This window comes from Methylomonas sp. HYX-M1 (assembly GCF_040741385.1).
Lineage (GTDB): Bacteria > Pseudomonadota > Gammaproteobacteria > Methylococcales > Methylomonadaceae > Methylomonas > Methylomonas rhizoryzae.
In genome coordinates, this window is record NZ_CP160405.1 from 1421910 (window position 1) to 1447599 (window position 25690).

The following is a 25690-nucleotide window of genomic DNA, read 5'->3' on the forward strand; positions in this document are numbered from 1 at the left end:
TCTTATGTTATATATATTTCAAGATTGGATAGCGAACAAAGCTAATCCAAAAGGAAGAATGATTGCTACTTTTTTTAGGTTAGCATCATTAGTAAGTGAAGCTCCGAACGCAATTAAACTTATTATGTTTCCTTACGCTGTATTTTATAGAGTGTTTGTAGAATGGATTTTAGGAGTTGAAATTCCATGGAAGACGAAGATTGGCAGTGGTTTAATTATTTATCATGGACAAGGTTTGGTTATTAATGATGGAGTCAAAATCGGATGTCATTGCATTCTAAGACATAATACGACTATCGGTGTAGGAAAGACTGATGCTTCATCTGCAGACTCTCCGATAATTGAAGATTATGTTGATGTGGGAGCTAATGTAGTTATTATAGGTAAAATAACTATTGGAAAATGTTCGATAATTGGGGCTGGTTCAGTGGTAGTTAAAGATGTTCCGCCGTATTCTGTAGTTGTTGGAAATCCAGGAAAAGTAATTAAGACCGTTAGGGAACCTCTGATTAATGAAAATTTTCAAGAAAATGATGTGTAAGCTATTTATTTAATTGAAGCTGAAGTTTGGAACAACGAATTAATCAGAGGTCCTTAAGTAGATGAAAGTATGTTTTTTGATTCCGGCCTATAATAATCAAGATGGATTGAATTGTACTTTAGATTCAATTTCTCAAGACGATTATTTGAGCACAACAATTTTTGTATATGATGATGGAAGCCCTCAGCCATTAAAAACAAACGTCCAATGTGGCGTACATATGGTCGAACTCATTAGAAGTGAGGCTAATTTCGGTGTTGCTCATGGATTGAATACCATTCTAGATATTTCGTTAGAAAGAAGATTCGATTATGCTTTAAGAATTGACGCAGGTGACATATATAAGCTCGGTCGACTTAAAGTACAACTAGATTATTTAACTAGTAACACGTGCTGTGCTGTATTAGGGGGGGGCGCTGATATAATTGATCAAAATGGCGCTAAAATTGGTGAGTTTTCTCCTCCAATTACAAAAAAAGAATTATTAAAAGCATTTCGATGTGGTTATCCGCTATCTCATCCAACTGTCGCTTTTAGATTAGATGCTTTCAGAAAAAATAATTGGAAATATCCAGTTGAAATAAAGTCTGCGCAAGATATATATTTATTTTACGATATTTTTTCTATAAACAATGACTATGTTTCCAATGTTCAAGATAGTTTAATTGAGTACGTGAGATCAGATAACTCTATTGGAGTGCGCAAAGCTCGAGCCCAAGCATTTAATCATCTTAAAGCTAGAGTCAAGCATGTTGAATTCAACAGTATTCAATCTATTATCGGAGTTTTAGATCCTGGTCTTTGGTGTCGTGTGATTTCACCAAAATTGGCTAAAAAAATTAATAGCATAAGGACTTTAATAAAGTCAGCTTATTAAGTAAGTGTTTGTTTATGTTTGGAGCTTAATTTACCTGTGATTAAAGGGTTGTTTTCTCATTGGATTTATAATTTTATTAGCATACTTGTTCCTATGTTAATGATTCCATTGTTAACTAGGAGATTAGGGGTTGATAATTATGGTGTTTTAGCTTACCTACAAATCCTGAATTCCGCATGCTTGACTTTTGCCGATTTCGGTTTGTGCTCCATAGGTCCAAGATTGTTGGCGAATAATGGCGGCGATGAAAATCGAAGATCAGTTTCTTTGATTTCAATTCATTTATTAATGGTTGTTGTGTCTACTATTATTTGCATGTGCTTGCTCTATTTTTCAGGATCGTTTAGTTATGCAAAAATTTTCATATTATCTCAAGCAACGGTGTTTTTTTCTTTTTTTCCTCCTAGCTATCTCTTAATTCATAAGGGGTGTCAAGTGGGTTACGGAGCAATCAATTCTATAGCCCGGCTTGCTCATGGTGTGTTTGTTTATTTATACGTTATGACTCCTGATGATATTTGGATTTATTTTTTATCTAATTTTGCATTGTGTTTTTTTGTTTCAATTGCTCTTTTTTCCTTATTATGCAGAAAGGGGTTTAGCCTCTTTGTAAAGACTGATTTCTGCTTTTTTGTAGAAGCAATAAATATGGGCTTCTCATATTTTTTAAAGCGAATTTCTAGTTTGATCTTGTCTTTAGGTATTCCTTTTTTAATACAGAGCTTTTGCGGATCCCGTGAATTAAGTTATTATTCGCTTGCTGACAAGATAAGAACTTTAACTTGGCAAGTAGTAAACCCTGTACTATATACATTCTCTCCTATCATTCACAGATATTCAGGAATTGATAAGCTAAAAGGAGAAAACATGGCTCACAAATGCTTAATAACAGTAGTCTCAATTACATTCATAATAAGCTCATTTTCTAATTTGTTTTCAGAGGAAATTTTACGATTGATTGCGGGTAAAAGTTTTTTTGATGGTGTAAATTCCTGGAGCATGGCTTCTTTGGGTATTGTTCCTAGTGGCATTGTTTCTTATTATATGGTTATTAAGCTATCTTCTTATAAGAAGTCTTCTGTGTTAACAATTAAATTTATTTCTCTCTCTTTGTTTTGCTTGCTAATAAGTATTTTTTTTATAAAATCTGCAGGCGCATATGGGGCTGTTTCAGTTTTAATAATGTATGATCTTTTAGTAATACTTTTGCTAAAACGGAACTCTTCATACAATACCCCATAGAATTATGCGAATTTTATATGTGCACAATTACTATCAGCAAGCAGGTGGCGAAGATAGTGTTTTTGCAACAGAATTGAATTTACTTTCAGATCATGGACATATTGTCGAAACATTTTGTGTTGATAATAATCTGTTAAAGACCAATTTTGCCGGCAAAGTGCAACTGGCATTAGCGACGCATTATTCTGTAAATAGCCGTAATCTGGCATTGGCAAAAATAAATTCGTTCCGTCCTGATTTGGTTCATGTTCACAACTTTTTCCCACAAATTTCGCCTTCCATTTACGATGCGTGTCAACTGGCAGGCGTTCCCGTTGTTCAGACTTTACACAACTATCGTTTGATTTGTCCCGGCGCTTTGTTAATGCGGGACGGCAAGATTTGTGAAAAGTGTATTTCCGGCAGCCCTTTTCAAGCAGCTTTATATCGCTGTTATCGAGGCTCTATACTAGGTAGTTTAGTTGTAGGGAATATGGTGGCTGTACACCGGCGAAAAAAAACTTGGTTATCCAAAGTGGATAGATTTATCGCATTAACACAGTTTGCCAAATCAAAATTTGTAGAAGCAGGATTTTCTGATAACAAAATTTCCGTAAAGCCCAATTTTGTGACAGCGAATAATAAGGATGTTAACTTAGATCATCGGGAAAATTTCGCTTTGTTTGTTGGACGCTTGAGTTCTGAAAAGGGTTTGTCTACTTTGGTTCGTGCTTGGGAATCGTTGGGTGAGAAATATCCTCTGAAAATTATCGGCAGCGGGCCTTTAAATGAAATCGCGGTTGATAGACCGGGCATTGAATATTTGGGACAACTACCGGCAGAGGCTGTTTCGATGTACATGAGACGAGCGTCTTTCCTGGTCATGCCGTCCGAATGGTATGAAGGATTCCCGATGGTATTGGTGGAAGCGTTCGCTAATGGGCTACCGGTATTGTGCAGTCGTTTGGGCGGCATGGCGGAAATCGTAGAAGACGGGGTGACAGGTTGGCATTTTGAGTCAGGTAATTCGCAAGAACTTGCCGATAAAGTCCGTTGGATATTTGATAACGAACAGTGCTGCAGACAATTCGGGCGTAATGCCTATACTACTTATTTGGAAAAATATACGGCGGAAAAGAATTATCAGTTGCTAATGTCTATTTATAATGATGTTTTACACACTTAATAGTATTTATTTTTAACAATGTTATGAAAATTCAAACGATGGGAGAAAAAAGCATTGATATTTTGGGAGTCGGATTTTCGATTCGCAATTATCAAGAGGTCCTTCAGCAATTTGAGTCATGGATAGTTGAAGGTATTTCTCATCAAGTGTGTATCGCCAACGTTCATACTGTAATCACCTGCCTGCATGATCAAGATTTTCGCGACATTAACAATCGTTCGCTCGTATCTTTGGATGGTTTGCCTTTGGTCTGGTACGCCAATTGGGTATTGGGCGCGGCGGCTACCCGCGTTTGCGGGCCGGACCTGATGCTGAAGTGTCTGGATCAAGGCCGGAGCAAGGGTTGGCGGCATTTTTTCCTGGGCGGCAAGCCGGACGTACTGGAGGATTTGGTCAGCAAAATGCGCGCGAAATATCCCGGCGTGGAGATAGTCGGCTGGCATTCGCCGCCTTTCCGACCGTTGAGTGCGGAAGAAGATGGGCAATTGGTGTCGCTGATTAATGACGCTAAAGCGGATTTTCTTTGGGTGGGACTAGGCGCGCCCAAGCAGGAAAAATGGATAGATGCGCATCTGTCGCAAGTTCAGGTGCCGGTGCAAGTCGGTGTCGGGGCGGCATTCGATTTTCATTCCGAGCGGGTTCCGCGCGCGCCGCTGTGGATGCAAAGACACGGCTTGGAGTGGCTGTTTCGCATGTGGAACGATAAGCGCTTGGTCAAACGTTACCTCACTACCAATCCGATATTCCTTGCGATACTGCTGCGCGATTTTGTATTGATCCGGCTATTGAAGCGCGCCGTTAAGTTTGGCTAACAAGCGATTGGCCTGTCCGTTATGTAATGGGCTTAACGGGTATTCGCCGTTGTTCCGGAGCCGGAAAAGTTAAGCCCTAGTGTCCAATTGCCCAAACGTTAAGGCCGCTCAGCACGCGTAGATTCCGTTCGTCCACTGTTTGCCTTGTTCCAACGCACTACTAGAAAATCCTCGTAGGAGCGACGCGAGTCGCGATTCGGCAAATTATTCGCGACTCGCGTCGCTGCCACTATCAATGCTTTTCCTTGGCCTTGTTTCAGAAGGTTAGTGTTTCTATAACGGCGCATGAGTCAAAATGTGCTGTAATCCCGTATAAAGCCTATCCGGATGACTCGCACCCGAAGTTGGGAAAGCCCTTCCGGAGACTACCGGAAGCGTAACCGAAGGGATGCTGGCATCGAAATGGCCGATTACGCAGCAAAGGATATGGTTAAAAATAATTCCCTGTTTCAGGTTACAAGGATTTTCCCGTTCATTCTGAGCTTGTCGAAGAATGGACGGGAAAATACGAACATCCGCCAAGCCTAACCGTTTGTGCTTCGACTGAGCTCAGCACGAACGGTTAGGCAGGAAGAGTCATTTCGGGACGTTATTTTTAGCGAAACCCTAATTGCGTCTGGAGTGGCTTGCATTGAAACCCGGTTTAATCAATGTGCTGGATCTCAAGTGGCTCCAGCCCTGTCCGTGGACAAATTGGAACTACGCAGCGTTGAAACGGCATTTTTTTACAGCGATTATTTTCTTGCTTGCTCTGGCCTGCTATGCGGCTGGTTATAGCGCGGCCGGTAATTTAGGTTTTGCGTTCGGCGCCGCATTTGAAGTTTGGTTTTGGCTGCGTCTGTTCGGCGATAACAACTCCGGTAATTGATGACGGGGTTGATGCCGCATGCGGATATTGATAGTGGGAGCGATGCGAGTCGCGATTCGATGCTGCAATTTGCGACGCGCACCGTTCCTACCGGAATGGCTGAATCGTCAGAAAAAATTTCAACCGGATTCAGGCTACTGACATCACGCTGTCAGGAGGCGCCGCTTAACATAGCCGTTCCTTAACACGCAACGGAGTATCCGATGAATAACAATATAGCCACTTGGTTTGAACTTCCGGTCACCGACATGGCGCGCGCCAAAGCGTTTTACCGCGAAGTGTTGGCGGCGGAATTCAAAGACGAGGCCATGGACCCTTTTCAGATGGCGATCTTCAGTGCCGAGGATGGCGCGGTCAGCGGCATGTTGGTCTTGGGCGATGGTTACCAGCCCAGTCAAACCGGCGCCGTGGTTTATTTCAACGGCGGCGCGGATTTGAGCGCACCGTTGGACAGGGCTGTTAGCCAAGGCGGCAGTGTGTTGGTGCCGAAAACGCCGATACACGACGGCGATTGCGGTTATTTCGCGCTGTTTTTAGATAGCGAAGGAAACCGGGTCGGTTTATATTCTCCCGCTTGACCGACTCTGCAGGCGGCCTTAACCGGCCGCCTTTTTACCCATGCGCCGCGCCGACCGCTTGTTTCAAATCGTCCAAATCCTGCGTAACAAACGGCAGATTACCGCCAAGGCCTTGGCCGAACGGCTGGAAGTTTCCGAGCGTACCATTTACCGCGACATCCAAGATCTCAGCCTATCCGGCGTACCGGTAGAAGGCGAGGCGGGCGTGGGTTACCGCTTGCGGCACAGTCTGGACATTCCGCCGATTATGTTCAATGCCGACGAGATTCAGGCCTTGGCCGTAGCGGCGCGTTTGGCTAAAAGCTGGGCAGGGCAGGAATTGGGACATGCGGTGCAGTCCGCGCTGGATAAGATCAGCGCGGTGATCCCCGGCGATCTGCAGCACAACATCGATAGCAGCAAGCTGTTTGCCTTGCGTTTCGGTACGCGCGCCGATTTGGACGTTTACCTGGATGCCTGCCGTAAGGCCATCGATCAAAAGCGCTTGTTGCGGATGGATTATTGCCGGGCCGACAATCAGGTCAGCCGGCGCGTGATCAAGCCGTTGGGCTTGTATTTTTGGGGCAGCGTGTGGACGCTGGTCGGTTGGTGCGAGCTGCGCGGCGATTTCCGCAATTTCCGGGTCGATAGAATTCAAGCGCTGCAAACCCTGCCGGACAGTTTCGAGGATGCGCAAGGGCAAAGCCTGCAAGATTTCATCGACATCATGCATAGGTTGCATGCTTGTTAAACGGGCTGTACATAAAATTGGTGCATATACTCTTACTCTGAAAGTCATGGTGGGAGCGACGCCTTCGTCGCGACGGGGCGTCGCTCCCACCGAAAAACTTCAATCCTCAGAACGTCTTGGTAGGACCGACGCATAGTCGCGATTTGCAAGGCCTCTCATCGCGACTATGCGTCGCTCCTACCAAACTGGCTTTCATTTGCCGGGGCGATGCACCAGTTTCATGATGGTTAGGCGGTTCGAGACGAAAGCATCGGGTTGACCTTAGATGTGGCGGCCATTTTCACCCACTCTGAATCGGTAAATAAAGCTCTAAGGGCTATTTTGTCGGCTTTACCGAATCGGTAAATAAAGCTCTAAGGGCTATTTTGTCGGCTTTACCGAGCACAAAAACGCTTAGCGTATGAGGTATAACAGAGGCCGAATATATGGCAGCAATTTCTACTACGGAGTTGCTCAACCGGCAGGTCGTTGCCGCGCAGAATGAAAGCTAGTTGAATGCGGTTCGGCTTGGTCGGTTTCGCTCGCGCTTTTTCTCTCCGGACGAATTTCTGACCGAATTTTACGCTGCCGGCAAATGGCTTGAATCTCGCGTTTAGGCCCGGCGCTTATGAATTCAATTTGTGAAGCACCGCTAAATTTTTTTATAGTAAAGACCTTGTAACACTGCCTTGATAGTAATTGCGTAACGGATTGAGTGTCGCCCGCAAAGGAATCATGCGACTAAAAACTATCCTAACAATTACTCAGAGGAATCGTGATATGCAAACCGCGTTCAGAAAGAACCAGGTTGCCTTGGCCGTCGCCGCCGCCATCGGCGGCGGTACGTTGGCGGCAACTCCGGTCGCCGCCACGGCAGCAGGTAAGGCGCAGGGCCAATACGTCTCCGGTGACTTCCACAACCATACCACTTGCTCGGACGGTTCGATTTCGATGCAGAAGCTGGTCAAGAAGTCTACCGATAAAATCGATACGCCTTGGGGCCTGGATTGGTTCGTACAAGCCGGCCACGGCGGCAGCGGCAACCGCAACTGTACCCTGGCGGAAGACGCCAGTCTGGAAACTCCGGCTTATCCTTTGGTGTATTCCGGCAGCGGCGAGCTGCAAGGCCCGACCACCACCTGGCAGAGCAGCAATCCTGCGGTTCAGCCTAAAGGTTTGGTGTCCGGTTCGGCCCCCAATCAAAGAATGTGGCGCTGGCAGTCGCTTCAGGAATTTCAGTATCCGATCGTGGAGTACCTGAACGCCCAAAAGGATTTGCCGTTGTTCATAGGTGTGGAAACAGTGGTTCCAGGCCACGAGCATACCTCCATGTCGGTGATTACCGGACAAATTCCGGCCGAGCTGGATAACGCGCAATTGCCGGGTTCTGCCGGTTATGTGGCGTTGGGCGACGCCAATGCCTTGGCTCAATGGGAATATTGCTTCGACCGTAACGATACCGATACCGGGCGCGGCAATACTACGGTGGGTTCCAGCGAGGGCAACAACTGGAATTGCTCGGTTCCGGGCAGCTTGAATGAGGCCGATCCCAACTGGAACAGCACCGCGCAAAAACTGATGCCCGCCAGCGGCAGCGGTGCCGGCGAGCGGGGGCACGCCAAAACGCTGGAAGCCTTGAAATGGATGGCGGCCTTCCACCCGAACACCAGTTACTACGCGCCCGCCCACTTGGAGCGCGCCGGTCCGTTCAATCCGAACGGCAACAACGGTTTCAACGTCGAACATTTGCGTAACTTCAACAACATTGCGCCTAACATCGTCTTCGGCATGGAAACCCAACCCGGCCACGGCGCATCGGACGCGCGCGGCGAATACACCATCCGCCGCAACAATATCGGCGGTACCAACGTCGATTCGGCCGGCGGCACCACCTGGGGCGGCACCGGGGTGTACGGCGCGCAAGTCGGCGGCGTATGGGATGCTTTATTGGGCGAGGGACGCAATTTCTGGTTTTTCGCCAGCTCGGACTGGCATAACCGCGGCAGCTTCGGCCCCGACGACCGCCGTACCACCCAAGACTTTTACCCCGGCGAATACCAACGCGATTACGTGATGGTGCGCAACGGCAACGACAAGCTGCGTCCGCAAAGCATCGTAGACGGTCTGCGCAGCGGTAACAGCTTCGCCACCAGCGGCCAATTGATCGACCGCTTGGGTTTCATCGCTTGCGCCTCTTATCCCGGCCCGGGCTACCGGCCTAATGCGGCCGTGGAAGCGTTGGCGATTGCCGCGGCTAAACAAAACACCGACGTCGACAAATCCGGTTGTGCCACCATGGGCGAGAAACTGGTGGTGCGTAAAGGTGCGGAAATCGTCGTCTCCGTCGTGGTGCGCGATCCTGACGGGCACAACTACTCGCCTTATTCCTTCCCCAACCCGTCTTTGTTGCAGGTCGGTATAGATCAAGCCTTGAATGCGCCTGAGCTGGATCATATCGATTTGATCCGCGGCATGGTCACGGGCTACCGCACGCCGGGCGCAGAAGATTACGCCGGCGCTTGGCCGAACAACTGGGTCAGTAATCCGGATATGAGCTTGGTACCGGCGGCGGCGAAAAATACTTCGGCTGCGGTGATCATGAGCTTTAACGACGCCAGCTGGGCCGATGCCGGCAACGAGTTTTTGAAAATGACTTACCGGATTCCGGCGGTAAGCGCTTCGCAATATGTGCGCTTGCGCGGCAGCAACTTGCCGCCGTCGGTACCTTACGAAACCGATGCTGACGGCAACCCCTTGGCGGATATTCACACCAATGCCACCGCGGTTAATCCAAGCGTATCCGGCGGTAACGATGCCATCGCCGAAAACGCCAATCTGAAAATTCCGTGCACCACCACCGGTAGCAACGTTCCGGACAACGGCGCCACGTATACCGAAGGTTCGACGCCTATCGACGGCTGTCCGGCGCATTTGCCGACGGTCAACGGCCGGAAAATGCTGGCTTACGACGTGGCAGCCTGGGCGGATTTGTGGTTCTACAGCAACCCGATCTACGTGCAAGTGGCCGGTTCCACCGTCGTGGCCGGCGTGAAGTAATCAATTAACTCGACTGATTAGGAATCGAATATGTTTAGCAAACGTTTGCTTGCGGCGGCGCTGTTTACCGCGTCGCCTGCGTTCGCGTCCACCACGTTTCTGGTGGATTTCGAAAAAGACTGGGACTACGCCACGGGCGACGTCGACGACTATTACAACGGCGGTACGGCGGCGGACGGCTCCGGCGGCGGTGCCGATCTGGGCGTGTCCTTCGTCAATATCTCCGGCCTGTCCAACGACGCCGATTTCACTTATTACAGCAATGCGCCGTCCATGCAAGGCACGGCTTACGCGCACGATACCGCCTATATGAACGTCGCGGCCGGCGTGGATGCTGCATTGTCTTTTTACTACGCGAGTCCGTCCGACGTCAGCGGCGCGGTCAAGGCCTACTCGGGGTTGAACGGCAGCGGCGAGCTGTTGGGTAGTTTCGATTTGGCGGCGAATAGCTCAAGCGCTTACGACAGCTGGAGCATGGCGACGTTTAACTTCAGCGGCACCGCGCTGTCGTTCGACTTCACCGAAGCCGGCGTGAATTATGTGGCGTTGGATAACGTCAGTGCGGTACCTGTTCCGGCGGCGGCCTGGCTGTTGGGCTCCGGCTTGGCGATGTTGGGTGTTGCCGGCCGGCGCAAAGCGGCGGTTTGAGTTTGAACCGGCTTAAATCCGGTTAATCGTTACTCTGAAAGTCATGGTGGGAGCGACGAGGGCGTCGCTCCCACAGAAAAACTTTTATTTGCTGGGGTGATGCCGCTTTTTCATGAACGTTAGTTCGAAGCGCCGCACGTTTATGGCCTGCGGCGCTTTCGGTTGCTTGTTTGGATTTAATTTTTACGATGTGTCCTATGTCCAGTTTACCTATTTCGGCGATTGCCGATTCTAAACCCGCCGCCGATTCCGCCCGGCCGGAGGCTACGCTACGCACGCCCGGTTGGCTGCGCGAACCGTTGTTGCATTTTTTGTTGTTGGGTGGCGCTTTGTTCGGCATCGATCATTATGTGGTCGGTTTGCGCGACGACCCCGACACCATAGTGATTACCACCGAAGTCGACGACGAAATCGAAGGCGTGTTCGAAACCGCCAGCGGCCGCGAGCCCAGCCCGCAGGAAATGACGTCTTTGCAGCAAATCTGGCTGGATAACGAAGTGCTGTACCGGGAAGGTTTGGCGATGCAGTTGGACAAGGGCGACGATGCGATTAGGGAGCGCGTGATTTTCAAGGCCTTGAGCGTGATAGACGCCAACACCAAATTGCCGGCTTACGACGACGAGGTGCTGCGCGCTTGGTTCGAAAGCCATCGCAACAAGTACGACGAGCCGGCGCGTTACGATTTTCAGGAAGCGGTGTTGTCCGGGGACAACTCGGAGGCCGCGGTGCGGGCGTTCGCGGCCCGCTTGAATTCGGCTGAAACCGGCGAAGCCAACGCCGGCTTGCGGGTGTTCAAAGGCCGGCCGCAGGCAAACCTGGAGCAAAGTTACGGCAGCGACTTCGTCGCGGCTTTGACGCAAGCGCCTACAGGCGCCTGGCAAGCCTTGCCCGCCGGCAAAGGCTGGCGGGCGATCAGGCTGGAAGGGCTCTCGCCGCCCAAACCGGCGGATTTCCAAGCCTTGCGCGGAATCGTGCTGCAAGACTGGACCGACGCCACCATGGCGGAACAGCGTACCGCGGCGGTACGGGCGTTGGCCAAGAAATACCGGATCAAATTCGAGGTGGTCAGCGAATGAGGCGCTTGATAGTAATTTGGGCGGTTTGCTGGTGCGCGGCTTTCAGCGTCACGGCAGCGGCGCACGAAATGAGCATGGCGGAATTGCAATTGCGCGAGTTGGCTCCCGGCGAATTTCTGTGGCAATGGGGCTCGGGCGAAAAGCGCCCGGTCAGCGAGGATCTCAGCGTGCAATGGCCGGCCCGTTGTCATGTCGCGGAAAACAATCTGCATTGCGGCGCGGAGGGCTTGAAAGGCGAATTGACGGTCAACGGCGTAGGCGAGCGTTATTCGGCCGCGTTGCTCAAGGTATATTGGCTGGACGGCCGCGACCGGGTATATACGCTGACGGCGAGCCGGCCCGGCGTGCAGTTGTTCGGCGGGGCGGACGACACGCGCGGGGCGGCGGAGATTGTCGCCGTCTATACCGGCCTGGGTGTCGAGCACATCTTGAGCGGCGTCGATCATTTGCTGTTCGTGGCCGGTTTGCTGTTTTTGGTCGGCTTCGAACGCCGGCTGATTTGGACGGTTACCGCCTTCACCGCGGCGCATAGCGCCACCTTGGCCTTGAGCGCATTGGGGTGGCTGACGTTGCGCTCGGCACCGGTGGAAGCCTGTATCGCCTTGTCCATCGTGTTGGTAGCCGGCGAAGCCTTGCATACCCGGCCGACCTTGGCTCGCCGCTATCCGGGGGTGTTGGCGTTTTTGTTCGGCTTGGTGCACGGGCTGGGGTTTGCCGGCGCCTTGCAGGACATCGGCTTGCCCGAGCATCATTTATTGCCGGCCTTGCTGACCTTTAATCTGGGCGTGGAAATCGGCCAGCTGGCGGTGCTGGCATTGGCTTGGACACTGTGGCGGTTTGCGCGCGCGCATCCGCAATGGGCGCTAGCCAGAACGCCGGCGCTATACGGTATCGGCTCGCTGGCGGCTTATTGGTCCTGGGAGCGGGCCTTGGCGATTTTTGCTTGAGCCTGATGCCGGCGAGATCAAGATCATCGCTCCGCAACTTTTGTAGGAGCGACGCGAATCGCGATTCAAGTCCTCTGTCGCGTCCCGCAACATGAGCAAGGCTGAATCATTGGCAATTTTTCCAGGCTAATTAATCGCCCCGGCCATAAAAATTAAGAAACCTATTTGTTACCGGATTTTAAGGCAATCGAAATGGATGAAGTGATCGGTTTGTTTCCGACCCCGTTGATGCGCGCTCCGGCCTGCGTGCCGGAGGCGATAGTGCAGGGTTTGGCGGCGCATTTCAGCGCATTGGCCACCGAGGAAAACAATTCTTCCGCCAATTTGGTGCATACCCGCATGTTGCAGCCGGGCGACAGCCCTTTACTCGTGGAGGCGGCCGGGTTGATAACGCCTAAGCTGGTCGAGTTCGGCGCGCTGTTGTTCGGCGAGCGCTTGGGCTGGTCCATCAAGGAAATGTGGGTCAACGTGTTGGATAACGGCGGCCACCAAGCCATGCACAACCATGCCAACAGCTTTATTTCCGGCGTGGTGTATTTGACCCCGGCCGATCCATCGTCGCGCACGGTGTTCATGAAGTCGCCGGGCGGGGTCGATTTCAGTTTTAAAAACGATCACGCGGGCGTGGCGACCGGCCCGTACAACGCCGAAAAGTGGATCAGCCCCGCGCCGTCTCCCGGCGATCTGGTGCTGTTTCCGAGTTATTTGATGCACGCGGTGCCGCCCAATGCCGGAGCCCGGCGTATCACGCTGGCCTTGAACGCAATTCCGGCCGGTTTGGATTCCTGGGGTTACACGATCCGCTTCGCCGGCTGATGCCGAGGTCTTTAGATGATTGTGAAAATTACCATGGAAGTCATGGTGGGAGCGGCGGCCTCGCGGCGAACAGGCATTGGAATCGCGACGGAGCGTCGATCCAACTTTCAAAACTTTACATTGTCGGGGCTGATTGCCATGTTGTTATGCGCGTTAGGCCGTTAAGACGCCGCGGTATGTTAGCGCCGGTCCGGACAACCGATCCGGCGCCCGGCGGCGCATCCGGCCTGAAAGCGGATGTCGGTTCGGCTTCGGTAACCGGGGCGCGGCGAATTTCGCTGACCCTGATGCTCGCCTCCGGCTTTGCCGGTTTGGGTTATCAAATCGTCTGGACCCAGCAATGCGCATTATGGCTGGGGCACGAATCGGCGGCGGTGCTGGCCGTGTTGGCGGCGTTTTTCGGCGGTTTGGCCTTGGGCGCTTTGGTGCTGGGGCCCGGCATAGAGCGCAGCCGCAAGCCGTTGCGCTGCTATGCCGCTTGCGAAGCCGTGATCGCCGTTTGGGGGGTAATGTTGATCATAGCGATGCAGCCATACAGCGAATGGATGCTGAGCTTGACAGGCGGGCAACCGTCGGCGGTCCGGCAATGGACGGTGGCGTTTTGCGGCACTTTTTTATTGCTGTTGCCCGCCACTGCGGCAATGGGGGCCACGCTGCCGGCGATGGAACGGGTGCTTGCCGGTTGGCAGCACAGTCAACGTTGTATCGCGCGGCTGTATGCGGCCAATACCTTGGGCGCGGTGTGCGGGGTGCTGGCGGCCGCGTTTTGCTTGGTTCCGGAGTTAGGACTGACGGCGACGACCGCGCTATGCGTGGCGCTGAACGCAGTGTGTGCCTGGGCGGCATGGCGCTGGCTGTCGGCGCCGTTGGCTGGTCACGGCCTGCCGGCGCAGGATAAACGCTACGAGCTCGGTTTGGTTTTGTTCGGATTGGCGGCGAGCGGTTTTTTAGGCATCGGTTACGAAGTCATGGTGGTGCGGGTAGTGAGCCAGTTGGCCGAAGACACCGTGTACACCTTCGCCGTGTTGTTGGCGGTGTATCTGCTCGGCAGCGCCGCCGGGGCGGCGGTGTACCAGCGCATGCGTCCGCGCGAGACCGCTTTCGCCAGGGTTGCCGGCCTATTACTGTCCGGCTTGGCCTGCGCGTGTTTGATCGGCACGGCCGGTTTGTACGCAGGGGATGCGCTCAAGGTCTGGGCGGCGCGGAATATGGCGGGCAGTTTGGCCGGCGCGATCGGCGCCGAAGCCTTGCTGGCTTTGGTCGCTTTCGGCTTGCCGACCGTTTGCATGGGGGCGGCTTTCAGCCATTTGAGCCGATGGGCGGCTGCACGCGGGGCCGGTTTCGGCCGGGCTATCGGCGCCAATACTTTGGGGGCTGCGTTCGCCCCGGCAGTGTTCGGAGTCTGGCTGACGCCGGCCTTCGGGGCCAAAGCTGCACTGCTGGCCGTCGCCGCAGGCTACGCCGTGCTGGCGGCCATTAGCGCGCGCCGGTTGCCTCGCTTAGCGTGCTGGCCGCTGGCGCTGATCTTGGCCGTTGCGCTATGGGCGCCGCCGTTGCGGTTTGTCGAGCTGGCGCCGGGCGGCCGGCTGGCCAGCTACCGGGAAGGGGCGATGGCGGCGGTCAGCGTGGTCGAAGATGCCGACGGGGTGGTCACACTCAGAATCAACAACCGCCAGCAAGAAGGCAGCAGCGCGACCGGGTTGGTGGACGGTCGGCAAGGCATGCTGCCGCTGCTGTTGCACCCTGCGCCGCAGCGCGCGCTGTTTCTCGGCTTGGGTACCGGCGTCACCGCCGCGACCGCCGCCGAGGACCGCGCGCTGCAGGTGGATGCGGTGGAGTTGTTGCCCGAGGTGGCTCAAGCCTCGCGGTTTTTCCAGGATGTAGCGGCCGGCGGCGCGCCGGCGCGGCTGCATCTGCAAATTGCCGACGCCAGGCGGTTTGTCCGCACCAGCCGCCGGCAGTACGATGTGGTGGTTGCCGATAATTTTCACCCGGCCCGTAGCGGTTCCGGCGCGCTTTACACCCTGGAGCATTTTCGGGCGGTGCGGGAGCGCTTGGCGCCCGGCGGCCTGTTCTGCCAATGGTTGCCTCTACACCAGCTGGATGCCGATACCTTGCGCAGCATCGTGGCGACGTTTCTGGCGGTTTATCCGCACGGTTGGGCAATGTTGGCCAGCAATAGTTTACAAACCCCGGTTGTGGGTTTGCTGGCGCGCAACGACGGCCGCCGATTCGATTTAGCGGCGATCCGGCAACGCTTGGCGGCTAACGATTTCGGGGTCGAGCCGGCGGATTACGGCTTCGAAGACGAATGGGCCTTGCTGGGCAGCTTCCAGGCGGGCCCTGCGGCCTTGGCCCGGTTTAGCGGGAATGCCCAGCTCAATACCGACGACCGGCCGGTGGTTGCCTATCGGGCGCCGCGTATTACCTATTTACCCGATTCGCAACCCGGCGACCGCCTGCTGACGCTGCTGCAGGAATGGTCGTTGCAGCCCGGCGAGCTGCTCCAAACGGAGGATAGCGAGTCTTCCGACCGGCTGCGGTTGGCGGCGTATTGGTCGGCCGGAAAGCGTTACCTGCAAGTCGGCCGCAACGTCAGGCCGTTAGCCGATCCGGGGGCGATGCTGACCCAAGTGCGCGAACCGTTGCTGGCCGTGTTACGCACCAGCGCGGACTTTCGTCCGGCCTACGCACCTTTGCTGAATATGGCCATGGCGTTGGCGAGCCGGGATTCAAGCGCCGCAATTACTCTTTTGCGCGAGCTCGCCCGGCTGCAACCGGCACGGCCGGAAGCGGCGGAGGCCTTGCGCCGTTTGGAATCCGGGGCGTTTGAATCGCGCTAAGTCGGCGGTTCACCGTCTACAAACTGTCATTGCCGGGTCACGCTGTTGTCACGGCTGCCTGCCTAAAATCGGCCTTCCATTTACATTGAGGGGGAGGCGACATGCGCAGCAAGGTGTTATGCAGTAGCAAGAAGAGGATTAAGGCTTCGACGAGGGCGGCACTGATGCTGGCAGCCGCTTCGCTGGCCGCGCCGTTGGCGGCCGGTGCCGACGACGTTCCGCAAATGGAGCAGGGCATTCAAATCGGCGATCTGGCGCCGGGCCGGGCGGTGATCTGGAGCCGTACCGATAGGCCGGCACGGATGATGGTCAAATATGCGTTCGACGAGCAGTTTAGCGATGCGGTAACGCTACGCGGTCCCTACGCGTTGCCGGAAACCGATTATACCGCGCGCCAAGATTTGACCGAGTTGCCGGAGGGTTCGGACGTATTCGTGGAGGTTTGGTTCGAGGATTTAACCAATCAGCGCAACCTCAGCCAGCCGGTTGCCGGACATTTTCACAGCATCGGCGCGCGCGACGATATCCGTTTCGTTTGGGGCGGCGACATCGGTGGCCAGGGTTGGGGTATCAATCCGGATTTCGGTGGCATGAAAATATACGAAGCGATGCGGCAAGTGCATCCGCAATTTTTCATCGAAAGCGGCGACAGCGTGTATTCGGACGGTCCTATCCAGGCTTCGGTAGTTGCCGAAAACGGGCGGATTTGGAATAACCTGGTGACGCCTGAAGTCAGTAAAGTCGCGGAAACCTTGGCCGAGTTTCGCGGCCGCTACAAATATAACTTGCTGGACGACAATGTACGGCGTTTCAACGCCGAGGTGCCGCAGATCTGGCAATGGGACGATCACGAAGTGGTGAACAATTGGTCGGATGCCAAAGATTTGAGCGCCGATCCGCGCTATAGCGTCAAAGACGTGCCGCTGCTGGTGGCACGTGCCGCGCAAGCCTTCCACGAATACGCGCCGCTACGCCCGCACGGCGCGGACGAACCGGAACGCATTTACCGCAAACTGTCTTACGGGCCGCTGCTGGACGTATTCGTTTTGGATATGCGTAGCTACCGCGGTCCTAACACTGCCAATTTGCAAAGCGAACAAAGTGCCGTCACGGCATTTTTAGGCGAGCGGCAATTGGCTTGGCTGGAGCGCGAATTGGACGATTCGAACGCGGTGTGGAAAGTGATTTCCGCCGACATGCCGATCGGCCTGAATATCGGCGACGGAAAAGACGCCGAGGGTAATCCGCGCTGGGAAGCCATCGCCAACGGCAACGACGGCTCTGCCGCCGGACGCGAGTTGGAGATTGCCCGCCTATTGAGTTTCATCAAACACCGACATATCGACAACGTCGTTTGGTTAACCGCCGACGTGCATTATGCGGCTGCGCATTATTACGATCCGGCTAAGGCCGCCTCGACCGATTTCGCCCCATTCTGGGAATTCGTATCCGGGCCGTTGAACGCGGGTAGTTTTGGCCCCAACAGTACCGACGCAACCTTCGGACCGCAAGTCGTATTCAGCAAAGCCCCGCCGGCCGGCCAGGTCAACTTGTCGCCCTACGCCGGTTTGCAGTTTTTCGGCGACGTGCTGATAGAGCGCCGCAGCAAGGCGATGACGGTAGCGCTGAAAGACATCAACGGTGCCACCGTGTTCAGCAAAACCTTGAACGCTAAAGGCGGCGCACATCGCTTTGAGCATCGGGAGCGCGGCGGGTACCGATAACGGAATGACAACCGCCGTTCCTTGTCGGTTTGTGTCCGGTGGGGAAGGGCAGCGGCAAAAAATTCAATCTTGAGGAAAACGTTATGAAATGCGATTTGTCCAACACGCTGTTATTGACCGGTATAGCAGCGAGTCTGATCATGCAAACTCCCGCACAAGCGCACGAACGGCATAGCCATGGCCATCAACCCGTCGTTATCGGCCACCGCGGGGCGGCCGGGTATCGGCCGGAACACACGATAGCCGGCTATACGCTGGCGATAGAGATGGGGGTGGATTTTATCGAGCCCGATTTGGTGTTGACCAAGGACGGCGAGATGATTGCCCGCCACGAGCCTATGATAGGTTCCACCACCGACGTGGCCGATCATCCGGAGTTCGCCGAGCGCAAAACCACCCGGATGGTGGACGGCGTGGCTTACGACGATTGGTTCGCCTCGGACTTTACCTTGGCGGAAATCAAAACCTTGCGCGCCAAGGAACGCTTGCCGCAGTTGCGTCCGGCCAACACGGCCTACGACGGCTTGTACCAAATTCCCACCCTGGACGAAGTGATTGCGCTGGCCAAGCAAAAAAGCCGGGAATCCGGACGTATCGTCGGTATTTATCCGGAAATCAAACATTCGACTTTTCACGCCGGTTTGTTCGGCCAACATGTGTTCGAGAACAAACTACTGCGCAAACTGCACCGGGAATATGGCAACAGCGCTTGTGCGCCGGTTTATATTCAATCCTTCGAAGTCTCCAATTTGCAGTATTTGAGCAAATTGACCCGGATTCCGTTGGTGCAGCTGATCGATGCCGACGACGTCAATCCGGACGGCTCGATGTCGCTGGTGGCGCCGTATCGCCAGCCTTACGATTTCGTGGTGGCCGGCGATAGCCGCAGCTTTGCCGATTTGCTCAGCCCGCAAGGCTTGCGTTTCGTCAAACGCTATGCGGATGCGATAGGCCCGTGGAAACCCTATTTGCTGAAAACCGTGGACGACGGCGTCGACCGAAACGGTGACGGTAAGTTGACCATCAACGACCGGCGGGTGGAAGGCAGTACCGGGGTGATCGAAAACGCGCACGCCGTGGGATTGAAAGTGCATACCTGGACCTTCCGCAACGATTCCAGCGGATACGGCTTCAGCGATCCGCAAGCGGAAATGACCTATTACTTCGATTTGGGCGTAGACGGCTTGTTTACCGATTTCGCCGATACCGGGGTGGCCGCCCGCGAGGCTGCCGTCAACGCCGGCGAGGCCCTGCACGGCGGGCGCTGCCGGCCGTCTTCCCATCCCCGCCGATAAGGATTGCGCTGCAAAGCGCTTGGGCTTACGGTCCCCACGCGTGGCGTTGGGACTCGTTTAGGGACGCTCCTATATCGCCAATTGCCGCGCGTTAAGGCCGTATGCCTGGAATATGAAAACGCTGCCTGGAGTATGAGTTTTCGCCTCTTCGCCGCCGGGTTTTGAATGGCGAAGGAAGGCGTCAACTTGCGGCTTGCCGTTTTAGCCAGGCATTCGCCGCATTAAGCAGTTCTTCGAAATGCCGGTAAAACTGGTCCAGCAAAGCGTCCGCGTTGGGGGCGCCCGAGCGTAAAGCCTTTTCCGCCGCGCTCGACCGTTCGACCACTTGCATGGCGCTGACGCTTCCGGCTGCACCGCGTAGCTTGTGCAATTTAGCGGCGGCGGCTTCAATCTCGCCGTTGGCCATATCCATTTTGATCAGCTCGGCGAAGTGACGGTGATTGTCGATAAACACGCCGAGTAGGGTGGCGAAAAACTCCAAGTCGCCGTCCATTTGCGATTCGGCGCGCTGTTTATCTATCCCGTCGATGGATGGAAAGTCCTTGTTTTCTGACTGAACCGGCGCTTCGACGCATTCCGGGCCGGTTTCGCCTATGCAGTGCAGTAGCGCTTCTTTAAGTTGATTGATGTCCACCGGCTTGGGAATGAAATCGGTGACACCGGCATCGAAAATCGCTTTGCGCTCCTGACTCATGACGCCGGCACTAAAGGCTAGCACCGGTAAATTCTTCAGATTCAGCTCATTGCGAATGGCGCGGGTAGCCGCGATGCCGTCCATGATCGGCATTTGCACATCCATCAGTACGGCGTCGAAGCCTTCGGGTTCGGCTTTTAAGGCATTGACGGCTTGTAAACCGTCGCTGGCAAACACCGTGTGCGCGTTTTCCTTGTGCAGTATGCGTTTAACGACTTCCAGGTTCATTTCGCTGTCGTCCACGACCAAGATGCGCTTGCCTGCCAGACTCTTGGCCGGTTTTGCGGCCAAAAGGTCGGGAAGCGATGCGATTTTCGCTAGCGTGACTTTGAAAGGTACTTCGAACCAGAACAAGCTGCCGAATCCCAACCGGCTATTGACGCCGATCCGGCCGTTCATCAGTTCGACCAAGCGTTTACAGATGGATAAACCTAATCCGGTACCGCCGAATTTACGGGTGTAAGAGGCATCGGCTTGGGTGAATGGGCTGAATAAGGCGTGCAGATCGTGTTCCGCTATGCCGATGCCGGTGTCGCGCACTTCGAAGCGCAGCACGGCACAATCGGCGGCTCGATCGACCACGCTGACGCTCAGGCTAACCTCGCCACGTTCGGTAAATTTGATGGCATTGCCGACAAAGTTGATCAAAATTTGCTCCAAACGCAAGCAATCGCCTATAAGCTCGACCGGAACCTCCGCTTGCCGGTTGACCTGCCACAGCACATTTTTGTTGGCGGCCAAACTACTCATCAAGTTGTCTATATGCTGGAGTTTGGCATCCAGATTGAAGGCTTGTTCGTCTATGCGCAATTCGCCGGCATCGATTTTAGAGAAATCCAGAATGTCGTTGATGATGGCCAGCAACGAATTGCCGGCTTGGCGTATCCGTATCACCATTTCCCGCTGAGACGGCAATAAGCGCTCTTGTTCCAGTAGCTGGACCAAGGCTAAAACGGCGTTCATCGGCGTGCGGATTTCGTGGCTCATGTTCGCCAGGAAACTGCTTTTAGCCTGGTTGGCTTGCTCGGCGGCGACTTTGGCATTGCGCAGCTCGGTAACGTCGTAAAACCAAGCCAACACCGCAGGTTGTCCTTCATACTCGATAGGCATGAACGAGGCTAAGGTCCACACGGCGCCTTTCTCCGGAAAGTCGGGGTTATGCAATTGCACCATGTGATCGATGACGGCTGTTCCGGCGCTCAATTGTTGGAAAAGTTCGTTAAACACTTGCTTGTCGACGTAATACTTTTGCACGTCTATCCCGGTTACCTGAGAGCGCTCGACATGCAATAAATCCGCGAACCGTTGATTGGCGAATACCACTTTACGCCCGCCGTCGACCGCAACCCTGACCGCAACCGGGGACGATTCCAACATGCTGCGGATGGTAGCTTGCTGCTTTTTGAGCTCGGTGACGTTCTGTGCGATACCCAGGTAGCCGTTGATTCGGCCTTGCGTGTCGAGCATGGGCGTCACTACCAAGGTCACCGGCACGGGCACACCGTCTTTGTTTAGGTAGGTCCATTCGCGATGTTCCGACCCTTCTTTTGCCGCTTTATAGGCCAATACATCGAAACCGGCGATATTGCATCCATACTCGCGGCTGAGTTCGGTGGCTCGATTCGCGATTTCGGCCGGGGCGTGGAACGCCAGCGGACTGTATTTTCCTATCGTCTCTTGCGCACTGTAACCCAGCATGTTCTCGGCGCCGGAATTGAACAACTGGATGATGCCGTCGGCATCGGTGGCGATGATCGCCACGCGGGTTGCGGCCCGCAATACGTTTTCCAAAACCTCGTTGACCCGGTTCAATTCGGCGACGGCCATTTTCTTAGAGGTAATATCGATGCTCATGGAAATGTAACGGTCGATAGCGCCGCGTTCGCCCATGACCGGAGCGATGACGATATCCACCCAGTACAAGCGTTCGTCTTTGGCGCGGTTGCAAACCTCGGCACGCCACGCTCTGCCGGATTTAACGGTATCCCACATCTGTTTCCAGAAATCGTGCGAATGTAAGCCGGAACTGAGCAGATTATGGTTATGGCCAATCAATTCGTCCGCACTGTAGCCGCTGAAGCTGCAAAAATTGTCGTTGATCTGCCGTATACGCCCATCCTTGTCGGTAACCGAATACAACAAATGTTCGTTGACGGCCCGCGTCAACAATTCGTTTTCTTGTAAGGCTTCCGTCAGTTGCCGCCGGTTTTCCGCGATTTCGCTGACGTCGTGCAAAATGGAATAAAAGCCCTTAACTTGCCCGCCCACTTTGTCGGGCACGTAATGCACCAGGCAATAACGCATGGCAGAGCTACCGGGAATAGGCAGGGTCCGTTCATACTGCTGAGTTTTTCCCTCCAGGGCGCTTTGAATGTAAGACTTGTTTAATTGATAAAACTTTTCCCCCAAAGCTTCGCGGATATGCATGCCGGAGATTTTACTTGCGTCGATTCCGAACCAGTCTTGATACGCATGGTTAGCTACCCGGTTCAGCAAGCGGCTGTCCCAATAGCCGATGACGGACGGTACGCTATCCAACACGTTTTGCAAATGACGTCGGGCCGCTTCCAACTCGGCGGTGCGTTGTCGTACTTCCCGTTCCAAGTTGTTGTTGAATTCCAAAATTTGGGCTTCGGCCATTTTCTGCCGGGTAACGTCCCGGATAATTTCCGCAATGCCCACCGTGCGTCCGCTTACGGAGCGGATCGGAAACATGGTAATTGCCGCATCGATCATGCCGCCGTCTTGCTTGCGGCGTAGCGTGATGAAATCGGCGACCGGTTCTTCCCGTAAAATTTTGGCTCTGGTTTGCCGCTCTTGATGGAGATAGCCGTCCGGAATGATCAAACCGGCCAAGTCCCAACCAACCGCTTGTGCGGCCCGATAGCCGAAGATCTGTTCCGCCGCCGTATTCCAGCTGGTGACCATGCCGTCCAAATTTACGCTGATGATGGCATCTCTGGAGCTTTCTACGATGACCGCCAAATGCGCTTGATAAAACAAACCCTGGCGTTGCCGCAGTCTATTCAATAAAAAACCGTATAGCAGCAGCGCGATTAAGCCGCTCAAACCTATCAGCGCGACAATGACTTGTTTGGGATTGGTAAGATTCAGCGCCTCGACGAATTTAGGCAAGGGTTTGACTTCCAGGCGCCAGTGACGGCCGTAGATCGATAACGGCACGGTGACGGCCAAGTTTTCGATAGGCGCCGAATTATTGGTATAGGTGAAAAACCGGGACCAATTGCCATACTGATCAGCCTCGTCGATGGCTAGTGCAAACTCGCCGTCTTGATAGTCGAATTCCGCCAGCACCTCGTCTATCAATAGCGGGGTATAGACCAGGCCGATAGCCGAAGCCATGCGTTGCGCCGGATTGCCGGGCGTAGCCCCGGATCGGTAAACCGCTAACGATAATAAAAAACCCCGGCTAGGCTGGCCGCTGGCTTGTACCAGAGTTATCGGCCGAGTGAGGACGGCTTCGCCCTGTTCGATTGCCTCGACCGCGGCCTCCCGTCTATTGCGTTCGGAGGCGATATCCAAGCCGATTGCCGCGCGATTGTCGGATTCCGGCTCGATAAATACAATGACCAAGCGCTCGCCGGCATGCGCTGTGAGTTGCGAGATGTTGAAGTCCGGCATACCGTCTTGTCGAGCTGCGGCGACGAATTCGGTTTCCTGCTCCGGCAGCACCCGGCGGATGAAACCGAAACCGCGCGAACCGGGAAACTCTTTTGCGATGTCGCGCGAAGCTATGTATTGCCGGAACACCTCTCTCGGAATGTTTTCGTATCCGCCGGCTATCACGGCGCCTCTAGCGCCGCGCAAACCGAGTTCGTATCTGCCGATGCGCATTTGCAATTGTGTCGCCACCCGGTTGGCGACTTGGGAAAACTTTTGCACCTTTTCCGCCTGTTGCCGGGCTTGCAATTGCACGCCCAGGCCGACCGCCAGCAAGCAAGCAAAAGCAAAAAATAGCAAGGCTGCTATTAAAGGCTTATGCGCTTTCAGAAAATTGGAACCCATGGGCGGAGCCATTCACGGTAAATGTAAAGACAATCTTAACGCCAGCCGTCAAAATCGTGCAGGTAATATCGCCAAAAACGGCCTCTACCCGCAGAAAAGCCAGTGTTGCTGCGCTGCACAAGCGCTTGGCTTTTAAAACAGTCACTTAGTCCCGTGCTCAGAGCGTCACCAAGCTGTTTTTTCTAGCTTTATCACTGAACAAAGATTCAGTGCCGTTCGAGCATCCTTATTCGTGGCAATCGCCTTAACAAGCGTAGGTGCGAATTTATTGGCCACCGGTTGGCGGCTTCAGGCCGAATAAATTCGACCGGTTTGGCACGCACAGTCCAACATTTCGGCATCGGGTGATAGGGTAGGGAGGGGGCTCATCCGCTGTAGGACCCGGGCGCTACGGTTTCGCGGGGGCAACTGATTGTTTCCGGGCGTGCCGGTTTAGCATGCGGCTGTTAACAGCGTAAGGCTACTTCCCTGTAAGCCTTCACTCCGAAAAAGGCGGGTTTATTGTGCCCGAGCCAGCAAGACGGCAACGGCCGGTAGTTCCTTGCCTTCTAAAAATTCCAAGAAAGCGCCGCCGCCGGTAGAGGTGTAGGACACTTGCTCGGCTATGCCGTATTTGTCGATTGCCGCTAACGTGTCGCCCCCGCCGGCTATCGAGAATGCGGGGCTGTCGGCAATCGCTACCGACATGGCTTTAGTGCCTTCGCCGAATTGATCGAATTCGAATACGCCGACGGGGCCGTTCCAGACTATGGTTCCGGCTTTAGCCAGGATTTCCGCGTACAGCTTGGCGGTTTCCGGACCGATGTCCATGATCATGTCGTCCTCGGCCACGTCGGCTACGTTTTTAACGGTGGCTGCCGCGCTTTCCGAGAATTCCTTGGCGCAAACGACGTCGACCGGCACCGGGATTTCGCCGCCGCGTTCTTTGGCTGCCGCCATCAAACGTTTGGCTTCCGGAAGCAAGTCTGCTTCGTACAGGGATTTGCCGACGGTATAACCCGCCGCCGCGATAAAGGTGTTGGCGATACCGCCGCCGACGATCAGTTGATCCACTTTGGCAGAAAGCGACTCCAGCACCGTCAATTTGGTGGAGACCTTGGAACCGCCGACTATGGCGACCAGCGGCTTTTGCGGGGTTTCCAGGGCTTTTCCCAATGCGTCCAGTTCCGCCGCCAACAGCGGACCGGCGCAAGCGACGGCGGCGTGTTCCGCGACCGCATAAGTGGAAGCTTCCGCCCGGTGCGCGGTACCGAAGGCGTCCATTACGAAAATGTCGCACAACGCCGCCATTTTTTTGCCTAACTCGGCGTCGTTTTTCTTTTCGCCTTTATTGAAACGCACGTTTTCGCATAACACGACTTCACCGCGTTTCACCTCGACGCCGTCCAGCCAATCCTTTACCAATTTGACCGGTTGGCCTAGCAGTTGCGAAAAGCGCTCGGCGACCGGTTTCAAGCTGGAAGCTTCGTCGTACTCGCCTTCGGTGGGCCGGCCGAGATGCGACATCAAAATGACCGCCGCTCCGCCCGCCAATGCCGCCTCTACCGTGGGCACGCTGGCTTGAATGCGCAGATCGCTGCTGACTTTGCCGTCTTTGACCGGCACGTTCAAGTCTTGCCGTATCAATACGCGCTTGCCGGACAAATCCAGATCGACCATTCTTTTAATAGACATAAGCTCTCCTCAAGGTAAAAAACTCGGGCATTATAAAGTGAATCGGCCGGCCGATTCGACAATTCAGCGCGGCAATGCTACGAGCGGCCGGGGCTGGA

General features: G+C 54.1%; 18 protein-coding genes. 16 read left to right on the top strand and 2 right to left on the bottom strand.

All coding sequences use genetic code 11. The features are described from left to right. The first annotated feature begins 4 nt into the window (after positions 1 to 4). The 16 genes from AB0A83_RS06695 (at position 5) to AB0A83_RS06770 (ending at position 19198) form a co-directional block, all read left to right on the top strand. The gene (locus AB0A83_RS06695) at positions 5 to 541 is read left to right on the top strand and encodes a serine O-acetyltransferase (RefSeq protein ID WP_367155783.1); all 537 of its coding nucleotides are present in this window, start codon (positions 5 to 7) and stop codon (positions 539 to 541) included. A 61-nt stretch (positions 542 to 602) separates the two neighbouring features. Next, entirely contained in the window at positions 603 to 1418 is an 816-nt protein-coding gene (locus AB0A83_RS06700; protein WP_367155785.1) for a glycosyltransferase, read from the top strand. A gap of 36 nt (positions 1419 to 1454) precedes the next feature. Further along, entirely contained in the window at positions 1455 to 2660 is a 1206-nt protein-coding gene (locus AB0A83_RS06705) for a lipopolysaccharide biosynthesis protein (protein WP_367155787.1), read from the top strand. A 4-nt stretch (positions 2661 to 2664) separates the two neighbouring features. Next, entirely contained in the window at positions 2665 to 3825 is a 1161-nt protein-coding gene (locus tag AB0A83_RS06710; protein ID WP_367155788.1) for a glycosyltransferase, read from the top strand. Between the two features lie 23 nt (positions 3826 to 3848). After that, on the top strand, positions 3849 to 4637 hold the full coding sequence (locus AB0A83_RS06715; RefSeq protein ID WP_367155790.1) for a WecB/TagA/CpsF family glycosyltransferase: 789 nt from the start codon (positions 3849 to 3851) through the stop codon (positions 4635 to 4637). A gap of 610 nt (positions 4638 to 5247) precedes the next feature. Continuing rightward, on the top strand, positions 5248 to 5505 hold the full coding sequence (locus AB0A83_RS06720) for a hypothetical protein (RefSeq protein WP_367155791.1): 258 nt from the start codon (positions 5248 to 5250) through the stop codon (positions 5503 to 5505). Positions 5506 to 5708: 203 nt separating this feature from the next. Further along, positions 5709 to 6083 carry a VOC family protein gene (locus tag AB0A83_RS06725; protein ID WP_367155793.1) on the top strand — a complete coding sequence of 125 codons (375 nt, stop codon included), beginning with the start codon at positions 5709 to 5711 and terminating at the stop codon, positions 6081 to 6083. Positions 6084 to 6123: 40 nt separating this feature from the next. After that, positions 6124 to 6813 (top strand): YafY family protein, encoded by a 690-nt coding sequence (locus tag AB0A83_RS06730; RefSeq protein ID WP_150047530.1) that lies wholly within the window; start codon positions 6124 to 6126, stop codon positions 6811 to 6813. A gap of 759 nt (positions 6814 to 7572) precedes the next feature. Next, on the top strand, positions 7573 to 9849 hold the full coding sequence (locus AB0A83_RS06735; protein ID WP_367155795.1) for a hypothetical protein: 2277 nt from the start codon (positions 7573 to 7575) through the stop codon (positions 9847 to 9849). Positions 9850 to 9879: 30 nt separating this feature from the next. After that, positions 9880 to 10497 carry a VPLPA-CTERM sorting domain-containing protein gene (locus AB0A83_RS06740; RefSeq protein ID WP_197737418.1) on the top strand — a complete coding sequence of 206 codons (618 nt, stop codon included), beginning with the start codon at positions 9880 to 9882 and terminating at the stop codon, positions 10495 to 10497. Between the two features lie 197 nt (positions 10498 to 10694). Further along, entirely contained in the window at positions 10695 to 11573 is an 879-nt protein-coding gene (locus AB0A83_RS06745) for a peptidyl-prolyl cis-trans isomerase (RefSeq protein WP_367155797.1), read from the top strand. Continuing rightward, a complete protein-coding gene (locus AB0A83_RS06750) occupies positions 11570 to 12520 on the top strand; it encodes a HupE/UreJ family protein (protein ID WP_150047533.1) in 951 nt (316 codons plus the stop codon). The genes AB0A83_RS06745 and AB0A83_RS06750 overlap by 4 nt, the downstream gene beginning before the upstream one ends. Positions 12521 to 12712: 192 nt before the next feature. Further along, positions 12713 to 13336, top strand: coding sequence for a putative 2OG-Fe(II) oxygenase (locus AB0A83_RS06755; protein WP_367155799.1), 624 nt, complete (start codon positions 12713 to 12715; stop codon positions 13334 to 13336). A gap of 176 nt (positions 13337 to 13512) precedes the next feature. Further along, a complete protein-coding gene (locus AB0A83_RS06760; RefSeq protein ID WP_367155801.1) occupies positions 13513 to 16179 on the top strand; it encodes a fused MFS/spermidine synthase in 2667 nt (888 codons plus the stop codon). 164 nt (positions 16180 to 16343) lie between these two features. Beyond that, positions 16344 to 17903, top strand: a complete 1560-nt coding sequence (locus AB0A83_RS06765; RefSeq protein WP_197737419.1) for an alkaline phosphatase D family protein — start codon at positions 16344 to 16346, stop codon at positions 17901 to 17903. 83 nt (positions 17904 to 17986) lie between these two features. Continuing rightward, entirely contained in the window at positions 17987 to 19198 is a 1212-nt protein-coding gene (locus tag AB0A83_RS06770) for a glycerophosphodiester phosphodiesterase (protein WP_150047537.1), read from the top strand. A 181-nt stretch (positions 19199 to 19379) separates the two neighbouring features. Here the strand turns inward: AB0A83_RS06770 and AB0A83_RS06775 are convergent, their stop codons facing one another. Further along, positions 19380 to 23918: a PAS domain S-box protein gene (locus AB0A83_RS06775; protein WP_367155804.1), complete on the bottom strand. Its 4539-nt coding sequence runs from the start codon at positions 23916 to 23918 to the stop codon at positions 19380 to 19382. A gap of 498 nt (positions 23919 to 24416) precedes the next feature. Beyond that, the gene (locus tag AB0A83_RS06780) at positions 24417 to 25592 is read right to left on the bottom strand and encodes a phosphoglycerate kinase (protein ID WP_150047539.1); all 1176 of its coding nucleotides are present in this window, start codon (positions 25590 to 25592) and stop codon (positions 24417 to 24419) included. Positions 25593 to 25690 lie beyond the last annotated feature (98 nt).